At 74.1% G+C, this 22,887-nt stretch carries 22 protein-coding genes; 16 read left to right on the forward strand and 6 right to left on the reverse strand.

Going from position 1 to position 22,887, the window contains the following annotated elements; all coding sequences use genetic code 11:
• Positions 1-149: 149 nt before the first annotated feature.
• Complete coding sequence (locus tag ACWDRR_RS28495) at positions 150-1,118, forward strand: phosphatidylinositol-specific phospholipase C (RefSeq protein WP_449775107.1); 969 nt, start codon at positions 150-152, stop codon at positions 1,116-1,118.
• Positions 1,119-1,235: 117 nt separating this feature from the next.
• Here ACWDRR_RS28495 and ACWDRR_RS28500 read toward each other — a convergent pair whose 3' ends face one another.
• Positions 1,236-1,787 (reverse strand): VanZ family protein, encoded by a 552-nt coding sequence (locus tag ACWDRR_RS28500; RefSeq protein ID WP_449775108.1) that lies wholly within the window; start codon positions 1,785-1,787, stop codon positions 1,236-1,238.
• Between the two features lie 268 nt (positions 1,788-2,055).
• Here ACWDRR_RS28500 and ACWDRR_RS28505 point away from each other — a divergent pair, with 268 nt between their 5' ends.
• From ACWDRR_RS28505 to ACWDRR_RS28515, 3 genes are all read left to right on the forward strand, one after another.
• Positions 2,056-3,261, forward strand: coding sequence for a cytochrome P450 (locus ACWDRR_RS28505; RefSeq protein ID WP_449775109.1), 1,206 nt, complete (start codon positions 2,056-2,058; stop codon positions 3,259-3,261).
• 71 nt (positions 3,262-3,332) lie between these two features.
• Entirely contained in the window at positions 3,333-4,493 is a 1,161-nt protein-coding gene (locus tag ACWDRR_RS28510) for a type III polyketide synthase (protein ID WP_449775110.1), read from the forward strand.
• On the forward strand, positions 4,490-5,074 hold the full coding sequence (locus tag ACWDRR_RS28515; RefSeq protein WP_449775111.1) for an NUDIX hydrolase: 585 nt from the start codon (positions 4,490-4,492) through the stop codon (positions 5,072-5,074). The genes ACWDRR_RS28510 and ACWDRR_RS28515 overlap by 4 nt, the downstream gene beginning before the upstream one ends.
• A gap of 224 nt (positions 5,075-5,298) precedes the next feature.
• Here the strand turns inward: ACWDRR_RS28515 and ACWDRR_RS28520 are convergent, their stop codons facing one another.
• The gene (locus ACWDRR_RS28520; protein WP_449775112.1) at positions 5,299-7,788 is read right to left on the reverse strand and encodes a Tex family protein; all 2,490 of its coding nucleotides are present in this window, start codon (positions 7,786-7,788) and stop codon (positions 5,299-5,301) included.
• A 132-nt stretch (positions 7,789-7,920) separates the two neighbouring features.
• Entirely contained in the window at positions 7,921-8,442 is a 522-nt protein-coding gene (locus ACWDRR_RS28525; RefSeq protein ID WP_449775113.1) for a hypothetical protein, read from the reverse strand.
• Positions 8,443-8,553: 111 nt separating this feature from the next.
• Between ACWDRR_RS28525 and ACWDRR_RS28530 the strand changes: the two genes are divergently transcribed.
• Entirely contained in the window at positions 8,554-9,450 is an 897-nt protein-coding gene (locus ACWDRR_RS28530) for an aminoglycoside phosphotransferase family protein (RefSeq protein ID WP_449775114.1), read from the forward strand.
• A gap of 17 nt (positions 9,451-9,467) precedes the next feature.
• Here ACWDRR_RS28530 and ACWDRR_RS28535 read toward each other — a convergent pair whose 3' ends face one another.
• Together ACWDRR_RS28535 and ACWDRR_RS28540 are read right to left on the reverse strand one after the other, a co-directional pair.
• Positions 9,468-9,992: a DUF3995 domain-containing protein gene (locus ACWDRR_RS28535; protein WP_449775115.1), complete on the reverse strand. Its 525-nt coding sequence runs from the start codon at positions 9,990-9,992 to the stop codon at positions 9,468-9,470.
• 246 nt (positions 9,993-10,238) lie between these two features.
• Positions 10,239-10,874 carry a tetratricopeptide repeat protein gene (locus ACWDRR_RS28540; RefSeq protein ID WP_449775116.1) on the reverse strand — a complete coding sequence of 212 codons (636 nt, stop codon included), beginning with the start codon at positions 10,872-10,874 and terminating at the stop codon, positions 10,239-10,241.
• A 452-nt stretch (positions 10,875-11,326) separates the two neighbouring features.
• On the opposite strand from ACWDRR_RS28540, the gene ACWDRR_RS28545 reads away from it, so the two are divergent.
• The 8 genes from ACWDRR_RS28545 (at position 11,327) to ACWDRR_RS28580 (ending at position 17,923) form a co-directional block, all read left to right on the forward strand.
• A complete protein-coding gene (locus tag ACWDRR_RS28545) occupies positions 11,327-12,199 on the forward strand; it encodes a heavy metal-binding domain-containing protein (protein WP_449775117.1) in 873 nt (290 codons plus the stop codon).
• A gap of 1 nt (position 12,200) precedes the next feature.
• The gene (locus ACWDRR_RS28550) at positions 12,201-13,064 is read left to right on the forward strand and encodes a heavy metal-binding domain-containing protein (RefSeq protein ID WP_449775118.1); all 864 of its coding nucleotides are present in this window, start codon (positions 12,201-12,203) and stop codon (positions 13,062-13,064) included.
• Complete coding sequence (locus ACWDRR_RS28555) at positions 13,057-13,449, forward strand: hypothetical protein (RefSeq protein WP_449775119.1); 393 nt, start codon at positions 13,057-13,059, stop codon at positions 13,447-13,449. Before ACWDRR_RS28550 ends, ACWDRR_RS28555 begins: the two co-directional genes overlap by 8 nt.
• A 133-nt stretch (positions 13,450-13,582) precedes the next feature.
• Positions 13,583-14,314, forward strand: coding sequence for a tyrosine-protein phosphatase (locus ACWDRR_RS28560; RefSeq protein WP_449775120.1), 732 nt, complete (start codon positions 13,583-13,585; stop codon positions 14,312-14,314).
• 355 nt (positions 14,315-14,669) lie between these two features.
• Positions 14,670-15,071: a hypothetical protein gene (locus tag ACWDRR_RS28565; RefSeq protein ID WP_449775121.1), complete on the forward strand. Its 402-nt coding sequence runs from the start codon at positions 14,670-14,672 to the stop codon at positions 15,069-15,071.
• Positions 15,072-15,247: 176 nt separating this feature from the next.
• Positions 15,248-16,030 carry an ATP-binding cassette domain-containing protein gene (locus tag ACWDRR_RS28570; RefSeq protein ID WP_449775122.1) on the forward strand — a complete coding sequence of 261 codons (783 nt, stop codon included), beginning with the start codon at positions 15,248-15,250 and terminating at the stop codon, positions 16,028-16,030.
• A gap of 1 nt (position 16,031) precedes the next feature.
• On the forward strand, positions 16,032-17,324 hold the full coding sequence (locus tag ACWDRR_RS28575) for a DUF7224 domain-containing protein (RefSeq protein WP_449775123.1): 1,293 nt from the start codon (positions 16,032-16,034) through the stop codon (positions 17,322-17,324).
• The gene (locus tag ACWDRR_RS28580; protein WP_449775124.1) at positions 17,321-17,923 is read left to right on the forward strand and encodes a hypothetical protein; all 603 of its coding nucleotides are present in this window, start codon (positions 17,321-17,323) and stop codon (positions 17,921-17,923) included. The genes ACWDRR_RS28575 and ACWDRR_RS28580 overlap by 4 nt, the downstream gene beginning before the upstream one ends.
• 348 nt (positions 17,924-18,271) lie before the next feature.
• On the opposite strand, the gene ACWDRR_RS28585 is transcribed toward ACWDRR_RS28580, so the two are convergent.
• Positions 18,272-19,201, reverse strand: coding sequence for a pentapeptide repeat-containing protein (locus tag ACWDRR_RS28585; protein ID WP_449775125.1), 930 nt, complete (start codon positions 19,199-19,201; stop codon positions 18,272-18,274).
• A gap of 275 nt (positions 19,202-19,476) precedes the next feature.
• Between ACWDRR_RS28585 and ACWDRR_RS28590 the strand changes: the two genes are divergently transcribed.
• The 3 genes from ACWDRR_RS28590 to ACWDRR_RS28600 all read left to right on the forward strand — a co-directional run.
• Positions 19,477-21,126: a DUF2079 domain-containing protein gene (locus ACWDRR_RS28590; RefSeq protein WP_449775126.1), complete on the forward strand. Its 1,650-nt coding sequence runs from the start codon at positions 19,477-19,479 to the stop codon at positions 21,124-21,126.
• Between the two features lie 211 nt (positions 21,127-21,337).
• Entirely contained in the window at positions 21,338-22,342 is a 1,005-nt protein-coding gene (locus ACWDRR_RS28595; RefSeq protein WP_449775127.1) for a magnesium and cobalt transport protein CorA, read from the forward strand.
• 125 nt (positions 22,343-22,467) lie between these two features.
• Positions 22,468-22,887, forward strand: a 420-nt coding sequence (locus ACWDRR_RS28600; RefSeq protein WP_449775128.1) for a CorA family divalent cation transporter, incomplete at its 3' end; no start/stop codon positions are given.

Consider the following 22,887-nt stretch of genomic DNA (forward strand, 5'->3'; position numbering starts at 1 on the left):
CGACGGCCACCACCGACGCCGGTTGTCCGGGCCCCGGTTCCACCTCGGGGCGTCGCGGGTCTGGGCAGGGCGGGCCGATCTCCTCACAATGAGCATGCCATCGTCCGCATCCGGCCCGCCACACCCGACGGGGGTACCCGACCGTGTCCGTGACCACGCAGGCACCGACCACGCACGCACCGACCGCGCACACGGCGACCGCGGAGGCGCCGACCGCGCACCCGCCGCTGAGCCGGCGAGCCTTCACCCGGGCCGCCCTGCTGGGCGCCCTCACCGCCGCCGGCCTCGGGGCGGCCGTGCCCCGGGCCTCGGCGCTCGGCGTGCCGGCGGGAGCGGACTGGCTGGGCGCCGTCGACGCCCGGGCCGAGCTCTCCCGGCTCACCCTGCCCGGCACCCACGACAGCTGCGCGCTGTACGGCGGACCGCTGACCCAGACCCAGACGCTCTCCCTGCCGGACCAGTTCGCGGCCGGCGTGCGCTTCCTGGACATCCGCTGCCGCGCCGTCGACGGCGTGCTCGCGATCCACCACGGCCCGGTCTTCCAGCAGATCTTCTTCGGCGACGTCCTCAACCACTGCCTGGCCTTCCTCACCGCGCACCCGGCCGAGGCCCTGGTGATGCGGGTCAAGCAGGAGTACTCCACGGTCTCCGACGCCGAGTTCGGCGCGCTCTTCGCCGGCTACCAGGCGCGCTGGCCGGGCCTGTTCTGGAGCGAGGACCGGATCCCCCGGCTGGGCGAGGTCCGCGGGCGGGTGGTGCTGCTCGCCGACAACTCCGGCCTGCCGGGCCTGCGCTGGGGCGGGCCCCGGACGGACATCGAGGACGACTACGACATCGGCACCATCTTCGAGCTCAACTCCCGCAAGTGGCCCGAGGTCTCCGCCCACCTGGACGCCGCCCGCGCCGCCGGCGACCCGCAGCGGCTGTTCCTCACCTTCACCTCCAGCTCCGGCTGGGGCCTCTGGCCGCGCCAGGCCGCCGACGCGATCACCCCGAAGCTGCGCTCCTACCTCGGCGCCCTCGACCGCCCCGCGCGCCCGGTCCTGGGCACCGTCCCGCTGGACTTCGTCACCCCGGACCTCGCGCGCTCGCTGTACGCGCTCAACTTCGGTTCCTGACCGGCCCCGTCCCACCGCCCGGGCCGCGACCCACTGCCCGAGCCGGGCCGCGACCCACTGCCCGGGCCGAGCCCGTCCCACCGCCCGGGCCGGGCCGCCCGCCCGCCGGGTCGCCGGTCAGGCGCGCCCCTCCCGCAGCGAGCGCGCCCCGGCCCGGGCGAGCGGGCCCGCGAGCAGGCCGACCGCCGCGCCGAGGGCGAGCCCGAGCAGGTCGTCCCAGACGTCCTGCGCGGAGCACGCCCGGCCGATCGCGGGCACCGCGTACTGGGCGAGCTCCACCGCGAAGGGCAGGGCCGCCGCGCCCAGCAGGACGGCCGCCGCCCGGCGCCGGGTTCCGGCCAGCGCGGCGGCGAGGCCGACCGGGGCGAACAGCGCGACGTTCAGGTCCGCGTGCCGCGAGGTCAGCCACTCGCCCGGCGGGCGCAGCCCGGCACCGGCGAAGGCGCAGTGCCGGACGGCCTCCCGGGAGAGCTCCCGCACCGGCCCCCGGGCGTCGGGCAGCAGGGTCAGCGTCGCCACTCCACCGAGGGCCAGCAGCAGCAGGAACGCGACCGCCCAGTGGGCGCGCAGCAGCCGCCCCACCGGCTGGTTCAGCAGTGCGGCCGGCACCAGCGAGCAGAGCAGCCCGGGCCAGAACATCGGCATGGAGCCGAGAACAGCTGTGATCACGCCTGAACGGACGCCTCGAACGCCCGCCCGGTTCTGGCCCCGCCGGCCCGGGCGGCCTCGGCGCGGCCCCGGTCCCCTGAGCCGCCCTTCACCGGCGGGACGGCGGGCCTCAACTCCCGTATATCGCCTGACAATCATCTATCTCGCTCGATCGAGCGAACTATCCTCCTTATCCACATTTTTGCCTCCCCATGGGGGAACATCAGCACGTCCGCGCCCGAACGATCGCCGGTCGGGCGGCACCAACTCCGGCCATTTGGATAAGCCCGTGACTACCTCCGCCCCCGTGTGGGACTGCCCCTTCAACCACACCGAAGGCCTGGAGTTCGACCCCCTCCTCAAGCAACTGCTCACCGAGGACCCGGTCGCCAGGATCCGGCTGCCGCACGGCGAGGGCGAGGCCTGGCTGGCCACCCGCTACGAGGACGTCCGCGTCGTCACCACCGACCGCCGCTTCAGCCGCGCCGCCGGCATCGGCCGCGACCTCCCCCGGATGACGCCCGCCCCGATCGCCCAGGTCGAGGCGATCAACCTGATGGACCCGCCCGCCCACAACCGGCTGCGCCGCCTGGTCGCCAAGGGGTTCACCAACCGCCAGGTCGAGCAGCTGCGGCCGAAGACCCAGCGGATCGTCGACGGCTTCCTGGACGGGATGGAGGAGCACGGCTCCCCCGCCGACTTCGTCCACCACCTCGCGAGCCGGCTCCCGCTCGTCACCATCTGCGAGCTGCTCGACATCCCCGAGGAGGACCGCGCCGAGCTGCGCGGCCACGCCGTCGCGATGATGTCGATGGGCCCCGGCAGCGGCGACGGCCAGGTCCACGCCAAGGCCGCGCTGCGCGCCTACTTCTCCGAGCTGACCGCCGCCCGCCGCCGCTCCCCCGGCGAGGACCTGATCAGCGCCCTGGCCACCGCCCGGGACGAGGAGGAGCTGCTGGACGACCAGGAGCTCGCCGTGATGGCCATGGTCCTGCTGGTCACCGGCCACGACACCAGCACCTACCAGCTCAGCAACATCACCTACACCCTGCTCACCCACCCCGAGCAGCTCGCCGGGCTCCGCGCCCGGCCGGAGCTGCTGCCGCGCGCCATCGAGGAGCTGCTCCGCTTCATCCCCTTCCGCCAGGGCGTCGGCATCGCCCGGGTCGCCACCGAGGACGTCGAGCTCGGCGGGGTGCTGATCAGGGCCGGCGAGGCCGTCCACGTCTCCTACCTGGCCGCCAACCGCGACCCGGAGATGTTCGAGCGGCCCGACGAGCTGGACCTCGACCGCGGCTCGGCCAACCACATGGCCTTCGGCTACGGCACGCACCACTGCGCCGGGGCCCACCTGGCCCGGATGGAGCTCCAGGTGGCCATCGGCACCCTGCTGCGCCGCTTCCCGGAGCTGCGGCTCGCCGTGCCGGCCGCGGAGCTGGACTGGCGGACGGGGTCGATCTGGCGCTACCCGCGGTCCCTGCCGGTCGCCTGGTGACCACCTCCCCGCCGCGCCGGCCCGGCGCCCGTCCGACGCACCCGTAGGCCCTCCAGGGGAGACCCGAATCCATGGCAACACTCTGCCGACCCGCCATCGCCGTCCCCGAGCACGTCATCACCCTGGAGCAGACCCTCGACCTGGCCCGCGGCCTGCACGCCGACCACCCGCAACTCGGCCTGGCACTGCGCCTGATCGAGAACACCGGGGTCAGGACCAGGCATCTGGTCCAGCCCATCGACGAGACCCTGCGCCACCCCGGCTTCACCACCCGCAACGCGGTCTACGAGCGGGAGGCCAAGCGGCGGGTGCCCGAGGTGGTCGAACGTGCCCTCGGGCACGCCGAGTTGTCCGCCCGCGAGATCGACCTGATCATCTACGTGTCCTGCACGGGCTTCATGATGCCCTCGCTGACCGCCTGGCTGATCAACAGCATGGGCTTCCGCTCCGACACCCGCCAGGTGCCGATCGCCCAGCTCGGCTGCGCGGCCGGCGGCGCCGCGGTGAACCGGGCGCACGACTTCTGCCGCGCCTACCCCGGCGCCAACGTCCTCATCGTGGCCTGCGAGTTCTGCTCGCTCTGCTACCAGCCCACCGACCTCGGCGTCGGCTCGCTGCTCTCCAACGGCCTCTTCGGGGACGCCGTCGCCGCCGTCGTGATGCGCGGCCGCGGCGGCACCGGCGTGCACATCGAGCGCAACGGCTCGCACCTCGTCCCGCACACCGAGGACTGGATCTCGTACGGCGTCAAGGACACCGGCTTCCACTTCCAGCTCGACAAGCGCGTCCCCGGCACCATGGAGATGCTCGCCCCCGCGCTGCGCACGCTGGCCACCGAACACAGCTGGGACATCTCGGGCCTGGGCTTCTACATCGTGCACGCCGGCGGCCCGCGGATCCTCGACGACCTCTGCCACTACCTCAACCTGGAGCCCGCGGCCTTCCGCTTCAGCCGCGCCACCCTCACCGAGCGCGGCAACATCGCCAGCGCGGTCGTCTTCGACGCCCTCGCCCGGCTCTTCGAGGAGGGCGGGGTCGCGGACGGCACCCACGGCCTGATCGCGGGCTTCGGACCGGGCATCACCGCCGAGATCTCCCTTGGCAGTTGGGCCGGCGTCCCGCTCGAAGCCACCATCCCCCGCCGCCCCCGGGCCATCGACGCCGCGGACCTCGCACTGGTCCAGGCGACGACGCCCCTGCTGCGTCCGGCCGGGACTACGATCACCGAATGACCGATACCACGGACCGGCCGGACACCTCCGACAGAGCGGCCCGACTGGCCGCACGCTTCCCCGCGTTGCACGCACCGCAGTACTGGACCTGGGGCCGCTACGACGCGCAGTTCTCCACCGCGCTGCCGCCGGACGAGCTCGTCACCAACATCCACCTGGTGGGCTTCTCCGGCGGGCTGGTGGTGCTCTGCCGCGACGACCAGGACCACTGGTTCCTGCCGGGCGGGACGCGGGAGAGCGGCGAGTCGATCGAGTCCTGCCTGGTCCGTGAGCTGCGGGAGGAGGCGGGCGCGCGGCTGCTCGGCGAGCCGGCCTGGCTGGGGGCCCACCGCTGCGTGACGGACAACCCGGAGCCGTACCGGCCGTGGCAGCCGCACCCCGAGAAGGCCTGGCTCTGGGGCTGGGCGGAGGTGGCGGTGGAGTCCGCCCCGACCAATCCGGACGACGGCGAGCAGGTGGTCGAGGTCCGCGCGGTGGAGCCGGCCGAGGCGCAGCGGCTGCTGGTCGGCAGCCATGACGCCTGGTGGGGCGAGCTGGTCGGGCTGGCCGTGGAGCTGCGCGGGCGGGCGTCCGCCGGCTGAGGGCCGCGGCCGAGGACCACGCCGGCCCGGCGCGCCGGGCGCGGTAGCCGCGCGCCGTGTGCCGGTCCCGTATGCCGGTCCCGTGTACCGGTCCCGTGTACCGGTCCTGCACCGAGGAGGAGGTCCCGGCCCCGGGGCGCGACCGGCGGCCGGCGGGCCGGTGGACTGCGCGTCCACCGGCCCGCCGTACGTCCGTCACCGCCCTCGGCGGCCGGTTCCCGGGCTCAGCGGCGCCCGGAGCGGCGGCCGCCCTCGGAGCCGGACCCGCCGGCCAGGCCGGCCCGTCGCAGCGCGTCCGCCATCGCCCCGTTGCCCAGCGGGGCCTGGGCGCCCGAACCGGAGCCGCCACCGGCACCCGAGCCCGAGCCGGCGCCGGAGCCGCGCCGGTCCTGACGCGGCGGCCGCGCCTGCCGCCCGCCGCGGTCGCCGCCCCGCTCGCCGCCGCGCTCCCCAGCGCGCTCGCCACCGCGGCTGCCGCCCCGGTCACCGCCGCGCTCCCGGCCGACCTCGTCGTCGAGCCGCAGCGTCAGCCCGATCCGCTTGCGCGGCACGTCCACCGTGGTCACCCGCACGGTGACGATGTCGCCGGGCTTGACCACCTCGCGCGGGTCCTTGACGAAGTTCTTCGACAGCGCCGAGACGTGCACCAGGCCGTCCTGGTGGACGCCCACGTCCACGAAGGCGCCGAAGGCCGCGACGTTGGTCACCACGCCCTCCAGCAGCATGCCGACCTCCAGGTCGCCGATCTTGTCGACGCCCTCCTTGAAGGTGGCCGTGCGGAAGGCCGGGCGCGGGTCCCGGCCCGGCTTGTCCAGCTCGCCGAGGATGTCGGTCACGGTCGGGATGCCGAAGGTGTCGTCGGCGAAGTCCCCCGGCCGCAGCGCCCGCAGCGCGGCGCTGTTGCCGATCAGCTCGCGCAGCTGCCCGCCGGTGCCGGCGAGGATCCGGCGCACCACCGGGTACGCCTCCGGGTGCACGCTGGAGGCGTCCAGCGGGTCGTCGCCGTCCGGGATCCGCAGGAAGCCCGCGCACTGCTCGAACGCCTTCGGGCCCAGCCGGGCGACGTCCTTGAGCGCCTTGCGGGTCCGGAACGGGCCGTTGGCGTCGCGGTGCGAGACGATGTTGTCCGCGAGCGTGCCGGTGATGCCGGAGACCCGGGTGAGCAGCGGCGCGGAGGCGGTGTTGACGTCCACGCCGACCGCGTTGACGCAGTCCTCGACCACCGCGTCCAGCGAGCGGGACAGCTTCACCTCGCTCAGGTCGTGCTGGTACTGGCCGACGCCGATCGACTTGGGGTCGATCTTGACCAGCTCGGCCAGCGGGTCCTGGAGACGGCGGGCGATGGAGACCGCGCCGCGGATCGACACGTCCAGCTCGGGCAGCTCCTGCGAGGCGAACGCGGAGGCCGAGTAGACCGAGGCGCCGGCCTCGCTGACCATCGCCTTGGTGAGCTTCAGCTCCGGGTGGCGCTTGATGAGGTCCTCGGCGAGCTTGTCGGTCTCGCGGGAGGCGGTGCCGTTGCCGATCGCCACCAGGTCGACGGCGTGCTTCTTCGCCAGTGCCGCCAGCGTGGCCAGCGAGGCGTCCCACTTGTTGGCCGGCTGGTGCGGGTAGATCGTGTCGTGGGCGACGACCTTGCCGGTGGCGTCCACGATCGCGACCTTCACGCCCGTGCGGAAGCCCGGGTCCAGACCCATCGTGGCGCGGGTGCCCGCCGGGGCGGCGAGCAGCAGGTCGCGCAGGTTGGCGGCGAAGACGCGCACCGCCTCGTCCTCGGCCTCCTGGCGCAGCCGGCCGCGCAGGTCGATGCCGAGCCGGACCAGGATGCGGGTGCGCCAGGCCCAGCGGACGGTGTCGCCGAGCCACTTGTCGGCCGGGCGGCCGTGGTCGGCGATGCCGAAGCGGGCGGCGATCCGCTGCTCGTAGTCGCTCTCGCCGGGGAGGTCGCCGCCCTCCTCGCCGTCGAACGGCGAGAGTTCGAGGTCCAGCACCTCCTCCTTCTCGCCCCGCAGCATCGCCAGGATCCGGTGCGAGGGGAGCTTGGTGTACGGCTCGGCGAAGTCGAAGTAGTCGGCGAACTTGGCGCCGTCCTGCTCCTTGCCCGCGCGGACGGTGGCGACCACCCTGCCCCGCGTCCACATCCGCTCGCGCAGCGAGCCGACCAGGTCGGCGTCCTCGCCGAACCGCTCGACCAGGATGGACCGCGCGCCCTCCAGCGCGGCGGCCCGGTCGGCCACCGACTCGTTCAGGTAGGCGTCCGCGACGGCCGCCGGGTCCTGCGCCGGGTCGGCGAGCAGGGTGTCGGCGAGCGGCTCCAGGCCGGCCTCGCGGGCGATCTGCGCCTTGGTGCGCCGCTTCGGCTTGTAGGGGAGGTAGATGTCCTCCAGGCGGGCCTTGGAGTCGGCGGCGAGGATCTGGGCGCGCAGCGCGTCGTCCAGCCTGCCCTGGGCCTCGATCGACTCCAGGACGGCCGTGCGCCGCTCCTCCAGCTCCCGCAGGTACCGCAGCCGCTCCTCCAGCGTGCGCAGCTGGGTGTCGTCGAGCGAGCCGGTGGCCTCCTTGCGGTAGCGGGCCACGAACGGCACGGTCGCGCCGCCGTCGAGCAGGTCGACGGCCGCCTTCACCTGCCCGCCGCGGACGCCCAGCTCCTCGGCGATCTTCCGCTCGATGGCCTGCTGGGCCTGCTGGGCCACCTGTTCGTCTGGCGTGCTCACGAAGCCGGTCACCTTCTCCAGAGTTGCTTTCCCCGTACCTTGGCATTCTGGCACTGCCCGGCGACACCTCCCTGCTGCCCCCGCCGCCGGGAGTGGCGGGGGCCGAGCAGTCGGCCGTCGGCCCTCCCGGCCTCAGAAGGCGTCGTCCACCGTCCGCTCCGGCCGGCCGTCGGTGCCGACACGGATCAGCCGGGACTCCCGGTCCGTCACCAGCCGAAGCCGGTCGGGGCCGACCCAGCTGATCTCCCGGAGAGCGTTCCAGTCGCCGTTGACGAAGGCCACCGGCCAGCGGCGCCTGCCCAGGCCCGAACCCTCGTCGACGTAGATCCACCAGAGCGGGTCGATCATCGCGGCGCCCTCCTTGACCACCAGCCGGCGGTCCGTCCGGCCGGGCGCCGCCTCGGTGCGAGTCGTCACCGGATCGTCCGCGAGGATCCAGATCGGCACGGTGCCCAGACCGAGGGTCAGCACCACGGTGCCGAGCACACTGCGAACCCAGACCTTCCAGCGAACGAACACCAGCGCCACGAGGAGCAGGGCGAGGACCAAGGTCCCGAACAGCAGCGGCTCGTCGAACCACTCCTGCAGGAACACCAGCCCGCCCGGCCTCCGGCCGACCCGGCCGGCCATCGCGGCGACCACGAGAGCGGTCACGCCCCCGAGCGCCCCCCACACGACCCAACGCTCCCACGAACTCCTCACGGCCCCACCCTAGTGTTCGAAATACCGCGAACGGCCGGGGAGCCCGGGAGTACAGTGCCGGGCATGTGCGCTGCAGCCCGGATGCATGACGACGAACCGGACATCGACACCGCCCTGGTACGGCGGTTGCTCGCCGCCCAGTTCCCGCACTGGGCCGGGCTGCGGATCGAACGGGTCGCCTCCGCCGGGACGGACAACGCGATGTTCCGGCTCGGGCCCGAACTCGCCGTCCGGCTGCCCCGGGTGGGCTGGGCGGCCGAGGGCGTCGGCCGCGAGCAGCGGTGGCTTCCGCAGCTCGCGCCGCACCTGCCGCTGCCCATTCCCGCCCCGCTCGTACTCGGCCGGCCGACCGCCGGCTACCCGTGGGAGTGGTCGGTGCTGCACTGGCTCGGCGGCGCCAACCCGGTCGTCGGCGCGACCACCGCGCCCGTCCAACTCGCCCGGGACCTGGCCGGTTTCGTCACCGCCCTGCGTGCGGTCGACCCCGCCGACGGCCCGCCGGCCTCCCGGGGCGTGCCGCTGGCCGCCCGCGACGCCTCCACCCGGGCGGCGATCGGCCGGCTGCGCGGGGCGATCGACACCGACGCGGCAACCACCGTGTGGGAGAAGGCCCTTCGGCTTCCGGAGCACAGCGGAAGACCCGCCTGGATGCACGGCGACCTCTCCCCCGGCAATCTCCTGCTGCACCGTCAACACCTCAGTGCGGTCATCGACTTCGGGCTGATGGGCGTCGGCGACCCGACCGTCGACCTGATCGTCGCCTGGAACCTGCTCCCCGCCACGGCCCGCCCGGTCTTCCGCGCCGCCCTGGCCGCCGACGACGACACCTGGGCCCGCGGCCGGGCCTGGGCCCTGTCCATCGCGCTGATCCAACTCCCCTACTACCGCACCACCAACCCGGCCCTGGCCGCCAACGCCCGCCACGTGATCCGCGAGGTCCTCGCCGACCGCAGCGTGTAAGGGAGCCGCGGCGGCCCTCAGCCGACCCCGGTGACCGTCGACACCGATGACAGCAGCAGAGCGCCGAGCGCACCGACGGCGCCGTGGAGCCGCAGCCCGCGCCGGTCGTCATGACGACGGAGGTAGCGCGTGGTGGCGGCGGCGAACGCCAGGCCGCCGACGACGAACCACGGCCCCCACAGGTAGAGGTACCAGCGGGTCAGCCCGGCCAGATCGGGCTCGACCACGACGGCCCCGGCCTCCACGAGCACGCCGTGGAGGACGAAGAGGCCACCGTGCCAGACCAGCAGAACCGTTGCGCCGCCACCGCAGAACACCAGGAAGCGGCTGATCCGCGGGCCCCGCAGCCGCGTCAGGCCGATGCCGATCAGGGCACCGAAGACCTTGAGGAGACCGGTCACCCACAGGACGGCCAGAAACCACGGCACGCCGTCGCGGGCGAGCTCCACCAGCGACGGCGCCACCGTCGACCGGGCGCCGAAGGTGCCGCCCGTCGCCCAGACGAAGCTGGGAACCGCGAACAGGAGCCCCCACGCCGCCACGGCGAATCCCCACCGCGTGCCCGGCCGGAGACCGTGCGCCCGGGGCGGAACGGGGCTCACCGGGGCACTCGAACAACGCATGATCGACATGGCTCCACCGTGGCAGCGCGGCGGCGACGGGGGGTCGTCCGCACGGAGGATCCCCCTCCCCCGCGGGAGCCAGCCGCCCGACACCCCGTCCGGACCGGCGGGTGGGCGGCACGCGCCTCGGCCCGCCGCCCACCGGGGGCGGGCCGTCCGCTCCGCTCAGAGAGCGGCCCGCGCCTCGTCGACCGAGTCCACGACGGCCTTCGCCCCGGCACCGGCGGCGAGGTCGGCGGCCTCGTCGAGCAGGGCGCGCGCGTCGTCGGGGCGGGCCTCGGCCACGGCGATGTACGCGAGGCCGACCAGATTGGCGGCCACGCCCTCGGGGAAGGCGAGTTCGCGACGCAGCCGGGTCGACTCCTCCAGCAGCGCACGGGCGGCCGGCAGCCGGCCCGCCTTGTGCTCGGCGATGCCGAGGTGGCGCAGGGCGTAGGAGAGCGTGAGGTGGTCGCCGGCGGTGATCGCCAGCTCCCGGGAGCGCTGGAGGGCGGGCAGCGCGGCGGCGTCGTCGCCCTGGACGACCTGGTGATAGGTGCCGATCCAGAACTGGGCCTCGGCCTCGCCGCGCCCGTCACCGAGGCTCCGGTAGAGGTGCGCCGCGTGCTGGAACAGCTCCAACTCGCGGTCGTCCGAAGTCCGCTGCTGCAGGAAGCGGGCGTGCAGGACACGGCCGCGAATCAACGTGAGGTCGGCCTCGGCCGCGTCCAACTCGCGGTCGGCGACGGGCAGGACATCCGTCTCGCCCCCGAACACCGCCTGGTTGCAAAGACGTCGCGCGTACTCGATTCGTTCGTCCATGAAGAGGACTTTAGGCGGTGGGGCCCGGCGGCGGGTCGGGCTGCGCCCGGAGCGGTTCGGCGGTGAGCTCGCGCCCGCTCAACTCCTGTCCCCAGGACGAGGAAAGCTCTCCGACGAGCCGGAGGCCACCCGAATCCGCGGTCGAGCGCGGGGGCGGTGTTCGGCGCCGCACTGCGGAGAATCCGCGATGCGAAGGGCGGCAGCAACGGCGGCACCTGCGTCGAGGTGGCCGACCTCGCGCCCGGCCGCCTGGTCCGCGACCCAAGGACCCCGACGGCCCCGTCCTCGCCGTCCCCGCCAGCCGGTGCCTGACGGCGACTCATACCCGAAGGTGAGGAGGGGGAAGAGTCACTGAGTCCCTGATCACCGTTCGCTGCGCCATCCGATCACATAAGCTGCCGAACAATGACGCGATCCGCGCGGTGAGCCGAGAGGTCGATGGCACAGAGTCGATGACACACCGACGAGACGCCGGTCCGCCGGGAGCCGCTGCCGACGGGACGGCAGAGCACCGGGCCGGCAACACCTGGGACTCGGCGCTGTCGTCCGAGGAGTTCGCGGCGGTCAAGGGTGCCGGGTTCGATCCGGTCGGGCAGGTACTCGGCACGGCCGTCTTCACCATCGGGTACACGGGCGTCTGGGGCTGCCCCGGCGCCTGGTCGACCGAAGGCGGCAGGAAGGCGCCGTCCTCGGCATGGGACTCGTCCTTCGCGCCGTTGGTGAGGACGCTCTACGCGGCGCGCAGGCTGGCGCTGGGCCGTGCGGTCGCCGAGTGCCGCGCGCTCGGCGGCGACGGGATCGTCGGGGTGGGGCTACGGGTCGACGAGTTCCCGGCGGGAGGCCTGGAGTTCACCGCGTCGGGCACCGCCGTCCGGGCCCGCTCGCGCGTCCGGCCGCGCCTGCCCTTCACGTCGCACCTGGGCGGCCAGGACTTCGCCAAGCTCATCCACACCGGATGGGTTCCCACCGGACTCGCTTTCGGCATCGCCCTCGCGACCCGGCACGACGACTGGCGCACCTCCCGCCGGACCCGGTGGACCGCCGGGAACCAGGAGGTCGACGGCTACACCCAGCTGATCAGCCACGTCCGCCACGATGCCCGGAACCAGCTGGCCCTCGACGCGGCGACGCACGGCGGCGACGGGGTGGTGGTGGACGAGGTGGAGTTGACGGTGAGTGAGAGCGAGTGCCCCGGGCTCGGGTACTCGCGCGACCTCAGCGCGGAGGCGGTCCTCGTCGGCACCTGCATCGCCCGTTTCGGCCGCTCGGAGCAGCCCTCCGGGCCCGGACCACTGACCATCATGAGACTGGAGCGCGAGCGCTGACATGACCGAGCGAACGGGGAACGGACCGGCCGGGGAAGCCGCACGGCCGGCTGCGGAGGGCGTGCCCGAGGATGCGATGCGGCGGCTCGCGCAGCTCCGGCCGGGGGAGAAGGGTTCGCTCTTCACCTCCGACCTGACGGTGAACGAGTTCCTGCTGGTGCGCGAGGCCGGCTTCCGCCCGCTCGGCCTCGTCCTCGGCTCCTCGGTCTACCACGTCGGCATCCAGCTCGGCCGGTGGTCGAAGAACCAGGAGCTGACCAAGCTGTCCCAGGCCATGTACCACGCGCGCGAGCTGGCGATGAGCCGGATGGAGGCGGAGGCGAGCGCCCTGGGGGCGGACGGGATCGTGGGGGTGCGGCTGGACATCGAGTTCAAGGAGTTCGGCTCGGACATCGCCGAGTTCATCGCGGTCGGCACGGCGGTGAAGGCGGACGGCGCGGACCCGGGAGCAGGCGGAACCTGGCTCAACAACAAGGGCAAGCCGTTCACTTCGGACCTGTCCGGTCAGGACTTCTGGACCTTGATCCGGGCCGGATACGCACCGCTGGACATGGTCATGGGGTCGTGTGTCTACCACATGGCGCACCAGGGCTTCGCCCAAGCCCTGAGCAACACGGGCCGCAACGTCGAGATCGAGCCGTTCACCCAGGCTCTCTACGATGCACGCGAGCTGGCGATGAGCCGCATGCAGGCGGAGGGGAGGGCCCTGGAGGCCGAGGGGATCGTGGCGGTCCAGCTGCGACAGCACTCGCACACCTGGGGGTCGCACACCACCGAGTTCTTCGCCATCGGGACGGCGGTGCGCCCGCTTCGCGACGACCACGTCATCGACCGACCGACCATGGTGCTGAGCCTCGATGCCTGAGACGGAAGTGAGTCTGCTGGCCGCGGCGCTGCGCCGGGACAGCGCCGACCTCAACCTCTACGCCAACGTGCTGTCGGCGAACCTGGCGGACTCGCTGCCGCCCGGCGCCGTGCGGGTGAAGCGCAGGCGCTCCGTCACGGAACGGGTGGCCGGGCGCGAAGGTTCGGTCACCGAACTGGACGTCACGCTCGGGGAGCGTCGGCTCTCGCTACGGGTGGATCGGGGCCGGGTGGCCGGGGAGGTCTGCCACGAGGTGCGGGGCGTCGTGCTCTCGCGGCGCCACGTGGGCCTGGACGAGTGGATCGATGCCCTGGCCCGGTCCCTGGCCGACGCTGCGGCCTCGAATGCCCGTGCCCGCGAGGCCGTCGAGCGCTTCCTGGCCTGACCGTCGCCGCGCTGGCGCGTCGCCGCGTTCCCGGCGGCGTCCGGCTGTTGAACCGGCACGTACGAAGGTCCCCTCCCCGGCCGGCCGGGGAGGGGATCTTCGTACGCCCTCCGGCGCTCGGTAGGGTGCGTTCATGACACGGCACATCACCTTCGACGCCCTGCACAACTTCCGTGACCTGGGTGGATACCCGGCATCTGACGGACAGTCGGTCCGGTGGCACCGGCTCTACCGGTCCGACTCGCTCGGCAAGCTCTCCTCCCCCGCCGACCTCGAACGGTTCCGGGAGCTCGGCATCGGCACCGTGATCGACCTCCGCTACCCCTGGGAGATCGCGGCCAAGGGGCGGATACCCGAGATCGACGGCGTGGCGTACCACAACCTCTCGATCGAGCACCGGCCGTACGACCAGGCGGAGATCGACCCCGACGTCGACCCCTGGCGCTACCTCGCCGACCGGTTCGCGGAGGTGGCCGAGGACGGGGTGGCGGAGATCCGCCAGGTGCTCGAACTCGTCGCGACGGCGGACCGGCCACTGGTCTTCCACTGCGCCTCCGGCAAGGACCGCACCGGGCTGATCGCGGCCCTGGTCCTCACCCTGCTCGACGTCCCCGAGGACGACATCGCGGCCGACTTCGCACTCACCGAGCTGGCGACCCCGCACTTCGTCGCCGACTGGCACGCCGCCAACCCCGGGCGCACGCTGCGGTGGCCCGGGTACGGGCGCGCGCCGGAGGACGTGATCCGGCACGTGCTCGCCGACCTCACCGCCGCGCACGGCTCGGTGCGTGCCTATGCCACCGGCACACTCGGCATCGACGAGGAACTGATCGGCTCGCTGCGCGCGCGACTGCTCGCCGGCTAGCCGATCAGCGACGGGAATCGGCCAGCCCCTCACCGGAGTGACAATCCCACAAAATCAGAGCTGAATAGCTCATCGATCATCGGTGGACATTCCCGAAGGGGCTGGGCCGAATTCCGTTCGGCAGAACAAATCTTCCACCACTTCTCATCACCGACTTGCCAAGTCCCGGCCCCACCGCCCCGACCCTCCGAATGGCCGGAAATAATAGTTCTGGGCAGCTGTTCGTGCACGCTAAGGTCGTTCCCGCGGCGGCTCGTCCGATCGGGTGATCAAGGCCGATGGCAGTCGAACCTCCGCTCGTTTCTTTTTGCCTGCATGACGCCCCTGCGGCGTCACCGAAAAGATCGGACGGGATATGCACGCAAAGCACCGCACGCTCGTGCGCGGCATTCTGGTGGCCGCCGCACTGCTCGGATTCGCGGGGGCGACGCCGGCCCTCGCGGAGGGCTCCTGGACGTCCCACATCGGCAACTGGGGGCCCGGTTCGGAGTCCCGCCGGTGGGCGGACAACGACCGGGACGACGCCGTGACGACGGTGTCGTTCAAGGGCTGCACCACCGACACCAACGACTTCAAGAACGCCGATCTCCAGCTCTACAAGGACATCTTCGGCCCCGACAAGTCCTACGGCTACCGCCTGAACCGGTGTGACACCTCCACCTGGGGCGACCAGAGCTCCGGCGAGTACTACTTCGCCCTGGAGGGCGTGCGCTCCGGCGGCAAGCTCTGGGTCGACTCGGTGAGCGCCCAGTACTGAACCCGGCCCGTACCGGGCCCGTTGTCCACCCTCCCCGTGGTGCCGGCGGAAACCCCCCGCCGCCGGCACCACCCCTCCCACCGCACCGCCCCTCCCACGGCACCGCCCCTCCCACGGCACCGCCCCTCCCACCGCATCGCCCCCGCGCCCACCGAGCGAAATGCGTCGACCCCGCCATGACCCTTGAATTCCACCGCATCGACTTCCGGTACACCCGGAAGGCCGGGCTCTTCGCCGGCTTCGCCCTGCGGATCGACAACCCGGCCACCGTCCTGCTCGGCCCCAACGGCGCCGGGAAGTCCACCCTGATGGCGCTCGCCGCCTCCCAACTCGCCCCGCGACAGGGCTCGGTGTCCTGGCGCGGGCGCACCCCGACCGGGCACGGCGACCGGGCCGCGTACCGGCGGGCGGTGGCCTGGCTGCCCCAACAGGTCACCCCGGTGCCGGGGCTCAGCGTGCGCGAACAGGTCGCGTACTGCGGGTGGTTGAAGGGCATGTCGCGCGCGGACGCCTGGCGGGCGTCGGCCGGTGCGCTGGAACGGGTCGGCCTGGCCCCGCTCGCCGACCGCCGCAGCCACCGGCTCTCCGGCGGGCAACTGCGCCGGCTGGGCATCGCCGGCTGCCTGGCCCACCGCAGCGAACTGATCCTGATGGACGAGCCGACCGCCGGGCTCGACCCGGCGCAGCGCGGCATGTTCCGCACCCTCGTGGAGGACCTGGCCGGCGAGGTGAGCGTGATCGTCTCCACTCATCAGACCGAGGACCTCGCCGCGATCTACCGGCACGTGGTGGTCCTCGACCAGGGCCGAGTCCGCTTCCAGGGCGGCATCGAGGAGTTCCACGCCCTGGCCACCGCCCCGGGCGCGAACACGGGCACGGACGCGGGCACGGGCAAGGACGCGGGCACGGGCAAGGGCGCCGAGGCCGCCTACACGCGCCTGGTCGAGCGGGAGGCCTGACGTGCTGCTGCGCACCGTCCTCCGCACCTCCGCCGGCCTGCGCGCGCTGCCGTTCCTGGTCGGATTCGTCCTGGTCGCCCTCGGGGACGACCTCACCGCCTGGGTCACCCCCGCCTACGGCCTCTCCGCCGCCGGACACGCGAGCCTGGCGCTGCCGTTCGTCTGCGCCGCCTGCGCGGCCGCCGGTGCCTGGGAGGGCGGCCGGCTGCACCGGGGCCGGGTCTTCGACCGCGCTCCGGTCCGGTCACCACTGGCGATCACCGCGCCCGTCCTGCTGCCGGTGGCGGTGATGGGCGGGCTCGGCATGCTCGCGGCCCTCGGCACCACCGCACTGGCCGGCGGCACGGTGACCGGCGCACCGCAGCCGGGCGTCCTCGCCGTCTGGGCCGGGCTGCTGCTCGCCAACACCCTGGTCGGCTCGATCGTCGGACGCGTCCTGGCACCGGTGGTCGCGGTACCGCTGGCCCTGGTCAGCGGCTTCGTCCTGAACGCCTACCCGGCCTCGTTCGACGCCTACTGGCTGCGGCACCTGGTCGGCGGCGGACTCTCCGACTGCTGCGCCGTGGACCAGGTCCTGGACCAGAAGGCCGTCCTGAGCTCCCTGGCGTTCTCCGGAGCGGTGTGCGCGGCAGCCGTCCTGCTGATCCGGTACCGGGGCGCGCCCGCCGCGCTCGCCGTCGCCCTGGCGGTGACGGCCGGCGGGGTGACCCTCGCCGCCCACCTGGCCCGGGGTCTCGGCCCGGAGCCGGTGCTCGACCGGCCCGCCGCCGCGCTGGTCTGCGACCACGGCCGGCCGAGGGTCTGCCTCTGGCCGGAGCTGGGCGGCGCCCGGGCGGGTCTGGTCCGCGACGAGGCCCGACGGGTCGTCACCACCCTGGCCGGGCACGGCGTCCCGGTACCGGCGGCGCTCACCATGGCGGCCCGGCCCGGGCCGGGCGAGTCCAAGCTGGGCATCCCCACCACGGCCCGCGCGCAGGACGTGGCCCCAGGCGTGGTCCGCGGACTGCTCCCCCGCACCCCGGACTGCGCCCGGGCCGGCGCCCCCTACCCGGCGGGCGCGGCGGCCGGACCGGTGACCGCCTGGCTCACGGCCAAGGCGACCCCGGACGAGTCGACCCCGGACGGGACGGCGGCGGACGCCCGAGGGCGGTTCGGTTCGCAGGACGCCCGGCTCGCCGAGCAGGTGCTGCGACTCCCCCGGGAAACCCAACTCACCTGGTACCTGGCGACGACCGAGGCCCTGCGCCACTGCGCCACCCCGGCCCCCGCGCTGCCCCCGGGCGGTGCCCGGTGATCTGGTGGTGCAAGGCACGCGCGGTACCCGCCGTCGTCGCCGCCCTGGCCGGGACGTTCGCGCTGGGCCTGCTGGTCGGCGACGGCGAACTGCCGGTGCCCGCACTGCGCGGGCACGCCGGGCACTTCCTGGTGGCGCACGTCATCACGCTGCTCCCTGCGGTGTTCCTGCTGCACGGGCTCGGCCGGGGCGACCTGCGGACGGAGGCCGTCGCCGGGCGCTTCCTGCGCGGGCTGGACGCCGGGCTCGCCCTGGCCGTCGCGACGGCGGGGGCGGCGGCGGGCGCGCTCGCCCACGCGGCCGGGCAGGGCGATCTCGCCCTCGTCCTCGCCCGCAACACCGCCGGCTACCTCGGTTCGGCGCTGCTGCTCCACCCGCTGATCGGCCATCGCCCGGCCGCCGCCGTGCTCGCCGCCGTCCCGCTGCTCTGCTCGGCCGCCGGCTGGCACCCCGACGGCCGGCCCGAGCCCTGGGCCTGGCCGCTCCACCCCGCAGGATCCCCGTACGCCCTCGCCGCCGTAGCCCTCACCCTCCTCGCCGGCACCACCTGCACCCTGCTCCGCCACCGCCCACCGGCAGACCTGCACATCCTGGCCTGACCACCCTGCGCGGGAAGTCGGCCGGCCCGACTTCCCGCGCAGGGGCGAACAGAACCCCTCGCACCCCGGCCAAGGCGAAACGTTCCTCCACCCCCGGAACGCAACGCTGGCCAACGCGGTACGCAACTCACCGCACCCGACCCCGGATCATCGCGGCCGATGGAACGGAATCCGCCCACGGGCGCAGCGAAGAAGTCCGGCCCCGCGCACAGGAAGTCGGCCCACTCGACTTCCTGTGCTGCCGCGGCGGCACAGGAAGCTGCAGAAGCGCCCACGGTGAGCGCGGCGACCAACCGCGCGCAGGAAGTCGGCCCAGCCGACGTCCTGCGCGCGGAAGCCCCGCGGCCGTCAGCGGCGGCGCGGGCGGCCGGCCGTGCCGCCGGAGCGGCCCGAGCGGCCGGGGTTCGGCTTGCGCGGGCCACGGCGGTCGGCGGGCGCCGGCGCGGTGCCCGCGGGCGCCGTGGTGGCCCAGTGGCCGGGGCGGGTGAGGCCGGGGGGCAGCTTGCTGGCGGCATCGCCGCGGGCCGCGTTGAGCTGGGCCTGGGTGAGGAAGAGCGCGTCGGTGAGGTCGGCGCCGGCCAGGTCGGCGTCCCGGAGGTCGGCGCCGATCAGGTCGGCCATCCGCAGGTCGGCGCCGGCCAGGTCGGCCGCGACGAGCAGCGCACCGCGCAGGTTGGCGCCCCGCAGGTCGGCGCCGCGCAGGCGGGCCCCGAACAGGTCGGCGCCCCGGTGCTCCTTGCGGCGCGGCACGGCGGCCCGGACCAGCTCGCTCGCCTTCAGCAGCAGCTCGCTCACCTGCTGGCGGTGCGCGGGCACGTCCACCGCCAGGATCTCCGCCGGGGTGCCGGCCGCGAGCCGGTCGGTCTCCGCCAGGGCCCGGCGCAGCTCGGCGTGGACCGGGCGGGCGGGCTCGTAGGTGAGCGCCTCGGTGAGGTACCAGAGCAGCTCGTGCAGCTGCCGCACCACCGGGAACACGTCGGCCATCCGCCGGGTGTCCTCGGGCGCCTCGCGCCAGCTCCGGCCGCCGAAGGTGACCTGGGAGACGCGCTGACCGGCCCCGAAGCAGTCGTACACCGTGCAGCCCGGGAATCCGCTGTCGCGCAGCTTGGCGTGGATGCCGCAGCCGAAGTCGCTCTGCAGGTTGCGGCACGGGGTACCGGCCGGCTTGTTGACGGCGAAGTCGGCGCCGGCCGCGAACGGCAGCGCGACGCAGCACAGCCCGAAACAGCTCCCGCAGTCGGACAGCAGGCTGATGGGGGCGGGCGTGGGCTCGGTCACTGGGCGGGTGTTCCTCCGTGGGGCGGCGCCCGGACGGTCCGGGCCCGCAGGGGCGGCGGGGCGACAAGGGGTTGCCGGGATCCGCCGGGGCGTGCGCGCGGTCTGCGAGGGCCTGCGGTAGAGCGTACCGACACCACCGCCGGCCCGGGCCGGCCGGGAACCGGGGGCCGGGGATCGGCAGTCCGTTAGTGTGGTCGGCCGGTGTCGGTTCGGGGTCCGTACGAATCGGGGGCACCGCAGGCACCGGAGCAAACCGAACAGTGGAGGAAGCAGGCATGTCCCGGCACGACGTGACGGCGTACCCGGACACCGAGGGCGGTCAGGACGCCCGGAGCGCCGTCGCGGCGCCCAAGGGTGGCACCGCCCCCGGGAAGGCGGAGGCCCTGCGCTTCCCGCGCCGCGCCCGCACCGCCGCCCTCACCCTGCTCTGCTTCGCCGTCTGCCTCGCGATCGGTGCCCAGCAGTGGACCACCGCCCAGCTGGGCGGCTTCGACCTCGGCATCTTCGACCAGGGCGTGCGCGGCTACGCGCACTTCGGCCTGCCGGTGTCGACGCTGAAGAGCTTCCACCACGAGTTCCCGCCGGGCTTCTCCCTGCTCGGCGACCACTTCTCGCCCGTGATCGCGCTGCTGGCGCCGCTGTACTGGCTCTGGGACGACCCGCGTTCGCTCCTGGTCGGCCAGGCCCTGCTGTTCGCCGCCGGGGTGCCGCTGATCCGCCGGATCGCCGACCGCTGCTTCGCGGACGCCGACCCGCGCACCGCCCGCCGTGCCGCCGACCTCGCGGCGCTCGCCTACGGGCTGGGCTGGCCGCTGCTGGTGGCCTCGCGCGGCGGGTTCCACGAGGTGGCCTTCGCCGTCCCGCTCACCCTGCTGATGCTGGAGCGCGGGCTGGCCCGCCGCTACGGCACGGCGGCGCTGGCGGGCCTGCTGCTCTGCTGCACCAAGGAGGACCTCGGGCTGGCGGTCGGCGCGTACGGGCTGGTGCTGCTGCTGCGGGCCCGCCGGGACGAGGACCGCGAGAGGCGCCGGCAGACCGCCCGCTGGGGCACCGGCTTCCTGCTCGGCGGGCCGCTCGCCTCGGTGGTGGCGATCGTCTGGCTGGTACCGGCGATGGGCGGTGTGCCCGGGTACTACTGGAACTACGGCTCGCTGGGCACGGACGCCGGCGACGCCGCCTCCGGCGTGCTCGCCGACCCGACCCTGCTCGTCTCGGCCGCCTTCGACGCCCCGCTGAAGCCGCTGCTGCTGCTCTGGATCTTCGGCACCCTGTTCCTTCTCCCGCTGCGCTCGGCGACGGTGCTCTGCGCCCTCCCGCTGCTGGCGGAGCGGGTGCTCTCCAGCAATCCGAACCACTGGTCGATCGCCCGGCACTACGACGCGTTCCTCTGGCCGATCCTGCTGGTCGCGGCGCTGGAGGTGCTGGGCCGCCGGCACGGGGCCGTGCGCACCCGGCGCCTCGGCGCGGCGGCCGCCGCCGTGACGATCGCCGCCGCGCTGCCGCTCGGGGCGGCCAACCTGTTCGTCCCCGCCTACTGGCAGCCGAAGCCGAGCGAGGCCGCGCTGATCCGGGGCGCCGAGCGGATCCCGGACGGGGCCTCGGTCGAGGCCGACAACCAGGCCGCCCCCCGGCTGACCGCCCGCACCGACGTGGTGCTGGTGGACGGCACCCCGCGCGGGCGCGAGTACGTGCTGATCCGCTCCGACAAGCGCGCGTTCCCGTTCAAGACGGACCGCGAGCAGGCGGACCGGATCGCGCTGCTGCTGGCGCACGGCTACCGCTCGGTCTGGTCCGAGGACGGCGTCGTGCTGCTGCACCGGGAGGGCACCGAGCCGGTCCCCGGCGAGCACGTGCCCGGCCCGGACAGCACGGGCTACCAGGACGAGGTGCCCTCGGACGTCGGCCACAACCTCTTCCGGGGCTGACCCCCGGCGGGGCGGCGGCGCCGGCCCGAAGCATCGAGGACGCAGCACCCGCCGGGCACGGGCCCCGGGAGTTCCGGGCCCGCCCCCGCCCGGCTCCGGTGGTGTGCCGGCCGGACGGCAGCGGGTAGGTTGGCTGGCCGTCGGTGGCTGGTTCTCGCCGGCGGCAGCTCGTCGCCGCGTTCCGTCGGCGGTGTCCGGAAGGCGGTGGGTGATGGGTGCGCGAGCGGTTGTGGACTGCGCGCTGTACGAGAACGGGCGGCGGCTGCCGGGCGAGGTGGCGCCGTCCGAGGTGCTGCGGCGGATAGACGAGGCGCCGGGGCGGTTCGTCTGGATCGGCCTGTACCAGCCGACGGCGGAGCAGTTCGCCGAGATCGCGGCGGCGTTCGACCTGCATCCGCTGGCCACCGAGGACGCGGTGCGCGCCCACCAGCGGCCGAAGCTGGAGCGGTACGGCGACACGCTGTTCCTGGTGCTCAAGACGATCACCTACGTCGACCACGACAAGGTGACGGCGACCAGCGAGATCGTGGACACCGGCGAGATCATGGTGTTCGCCGGTCCGGGCTTCGCGATCGTGGTGCGGCACGGCAGCGCGCAGTCGCTGACCGGGGTGCGGCGGGACCTGGAGGCCGCGCCCGAGCTGCTGGCGCTCGGTCCGGCCGCGGTCCTGCACGCGGTGGCGGACCACGTGGTCGACCAGTACCTGGAGGTGGCCGACGCCTTCGAGCGGGACGTGGAGGAGCTGGAGTCCGCGGTGTTCTCGCCCGAGCGCACCGACGACGCCGGCCGGATCTACCAGCTCAAGCGCGAGCTGCTGGAGTTCAAGCGGGCGGTGGTGCCGCTGGGCGTGCCGCTGCAGCGCCTGTGCGAGGGCACGCTGCCGCAGGTGCCGGCCGGGATCGTCGCGTACCTGCGGGACGTCGCCGACCACCACGCGCAGGCCAAGGAGCGGATCGCCGCCTTCGACGAGCTGGTGGGCGGCATCCTGGCGGCGAGCATCGGCCGCCTGTCGCTGCAGCAGAACACCGACATGCGCAGGATCAGTGCCTGGGCGGCGCTGGCGGCGGTGCCCACCATGGCGGCCGGGGTGTACGGCATGAACTTCGACCACATGCCGGAACTCCGCTGGACGTACGGCTACCCGGCGGTGGTGCTGGTCGTCGCCACGGTGTGCGTCTTCATCTTCCGGGCGTTCCGGCGCAACGACTGGCTCTGACCCGAGCGGTCCCGGCCGTCACCGCCGGGCACCGGGTGCACCTCCGGTGGTCCGCCGTCCCGCTCCCCGCGTCGCCCTGCGGCGCCGGGTGGTGCGGCGGACACTGACCTGTGGAGGTTCCTGCCATGTCCGACTGGCGTGTGCGCGCGGTGCGCGCGAGCAAGCGTCCGTTCTCCCGGCCCGCGCAGCCGACGGATCCCGCCGACGCGCCCGAGCACTCGATGGACCCCAGGCCGGAGCCGAAGCCGGAGGAGGGCCGCGTCTCGCTGGAGCGCTCGGTGGTGGAGGCGGCGGTCTACCGCGACGGCCGCCGGGTCGAGCCGCCCGCCGGCCTGGCCGACATCTACCGCCAGCTGCCCGGCCGGCCCGGCACGATGACCTGGATCGGGCTGTTCCGGCCCGCCGAGGCGCAGCTGCTGGAGGCGGCCGAGCGGTTCGACCTGCACGAGCTGGCGGTCGAGGACGCGATCGTGGCGCATCAGCGGCCGAAGTTGGAGCGGTACGGCGACACGCTGTTCGTGGTGCTGCGGGCGGCCCGGTACCTG

The sequence above is a fragment of the Kitasatospora sp. NPDC003701 genome, assembly GCF_053587085.1.

Coding starts and splice junctions, on each gene's coding strand:
- ACWDRR_RS28570 (WP_449775122.1), top strand. CDS start 15,248: ATGACCCTTGAATTCCACCGCATCGACTTCCGGTACACCCGGAAGGCC.
- ACWDRR_RS28555 (WP_449775119.1), top strand. CDS start 13,057: ATGCCTGAGACGGAAGTGAGTCTGCTGGCCGCGGCGCTGCGCCGGGAC.
- ACWDRR_RS28540 (WP_449775116.1), bottom strand. CDS start 10,874: ATGGACGAACGAATCGAGTACGCGCGACGTCTTTGCAACCAGGCGGTG.
- ACWDRR_RS28550 (WP_449775118.1), top strand. CDS start 12,201: ATGACCGAGCGAACGGGGAACGGACCGGCCGGGGAAGCCGCACGGCCG.
- ACWDRR_RS28560 (WP_449775120.1), top strand. CDS start 13,583: ATGACACGGCACATCACCTTCGACGCCCTGCACAACTTCCGTGACCTG.
- ACWDRR_RS28515 (WP_449775111.1), top strand. CDS start 4,490: ATGACCGATACCACGGACCGGCCGGACACCTCCGACAGAGCGGCCCGA.
- ACWDRR_RS28565 (WP_449775121.1), top strand. CDS start 14,670: ATGCACGCAAAGCACCGCACGCTCGTGCGCGGCATTCTGGTGGCCGCC.
- ACWDRR_RS28590 (WP_449775126.1), top strand. CDS start 19,477: ATGTCCCGGCACGACGTGACGGCGTACCCGGACACCGAGGGCGGTCAG.
- ACWDRR_RS28510 (WP_449775110.1), top strand. CDS start 3,333: ATGGCAACACTCTGCCGACCCGCCATCGCCGTCCCCGAGCACGTCATC.
- ACWDRR_RS28545 (WP_449775117.1), top strand. CDS start 11,327: ATGACACACCGACGAGACGCCGGTCCGCCGGGAGCCGCTGCCGACGGG.
- ACWDRR_RS28530 (WP_449775114.1), top strand. CDS start 8,554: ATGTGCGCTGCAGCCCGGATGCATGACGACGAACCGGACATCGACACC.
- ACWDRR_RS28595 (WP_449775127.1), top strand. CDS start 21,338: ATGGGTGCGCGAGCGGTTGTGGACTGCGCGCTGTACGAGAACGGGCGG.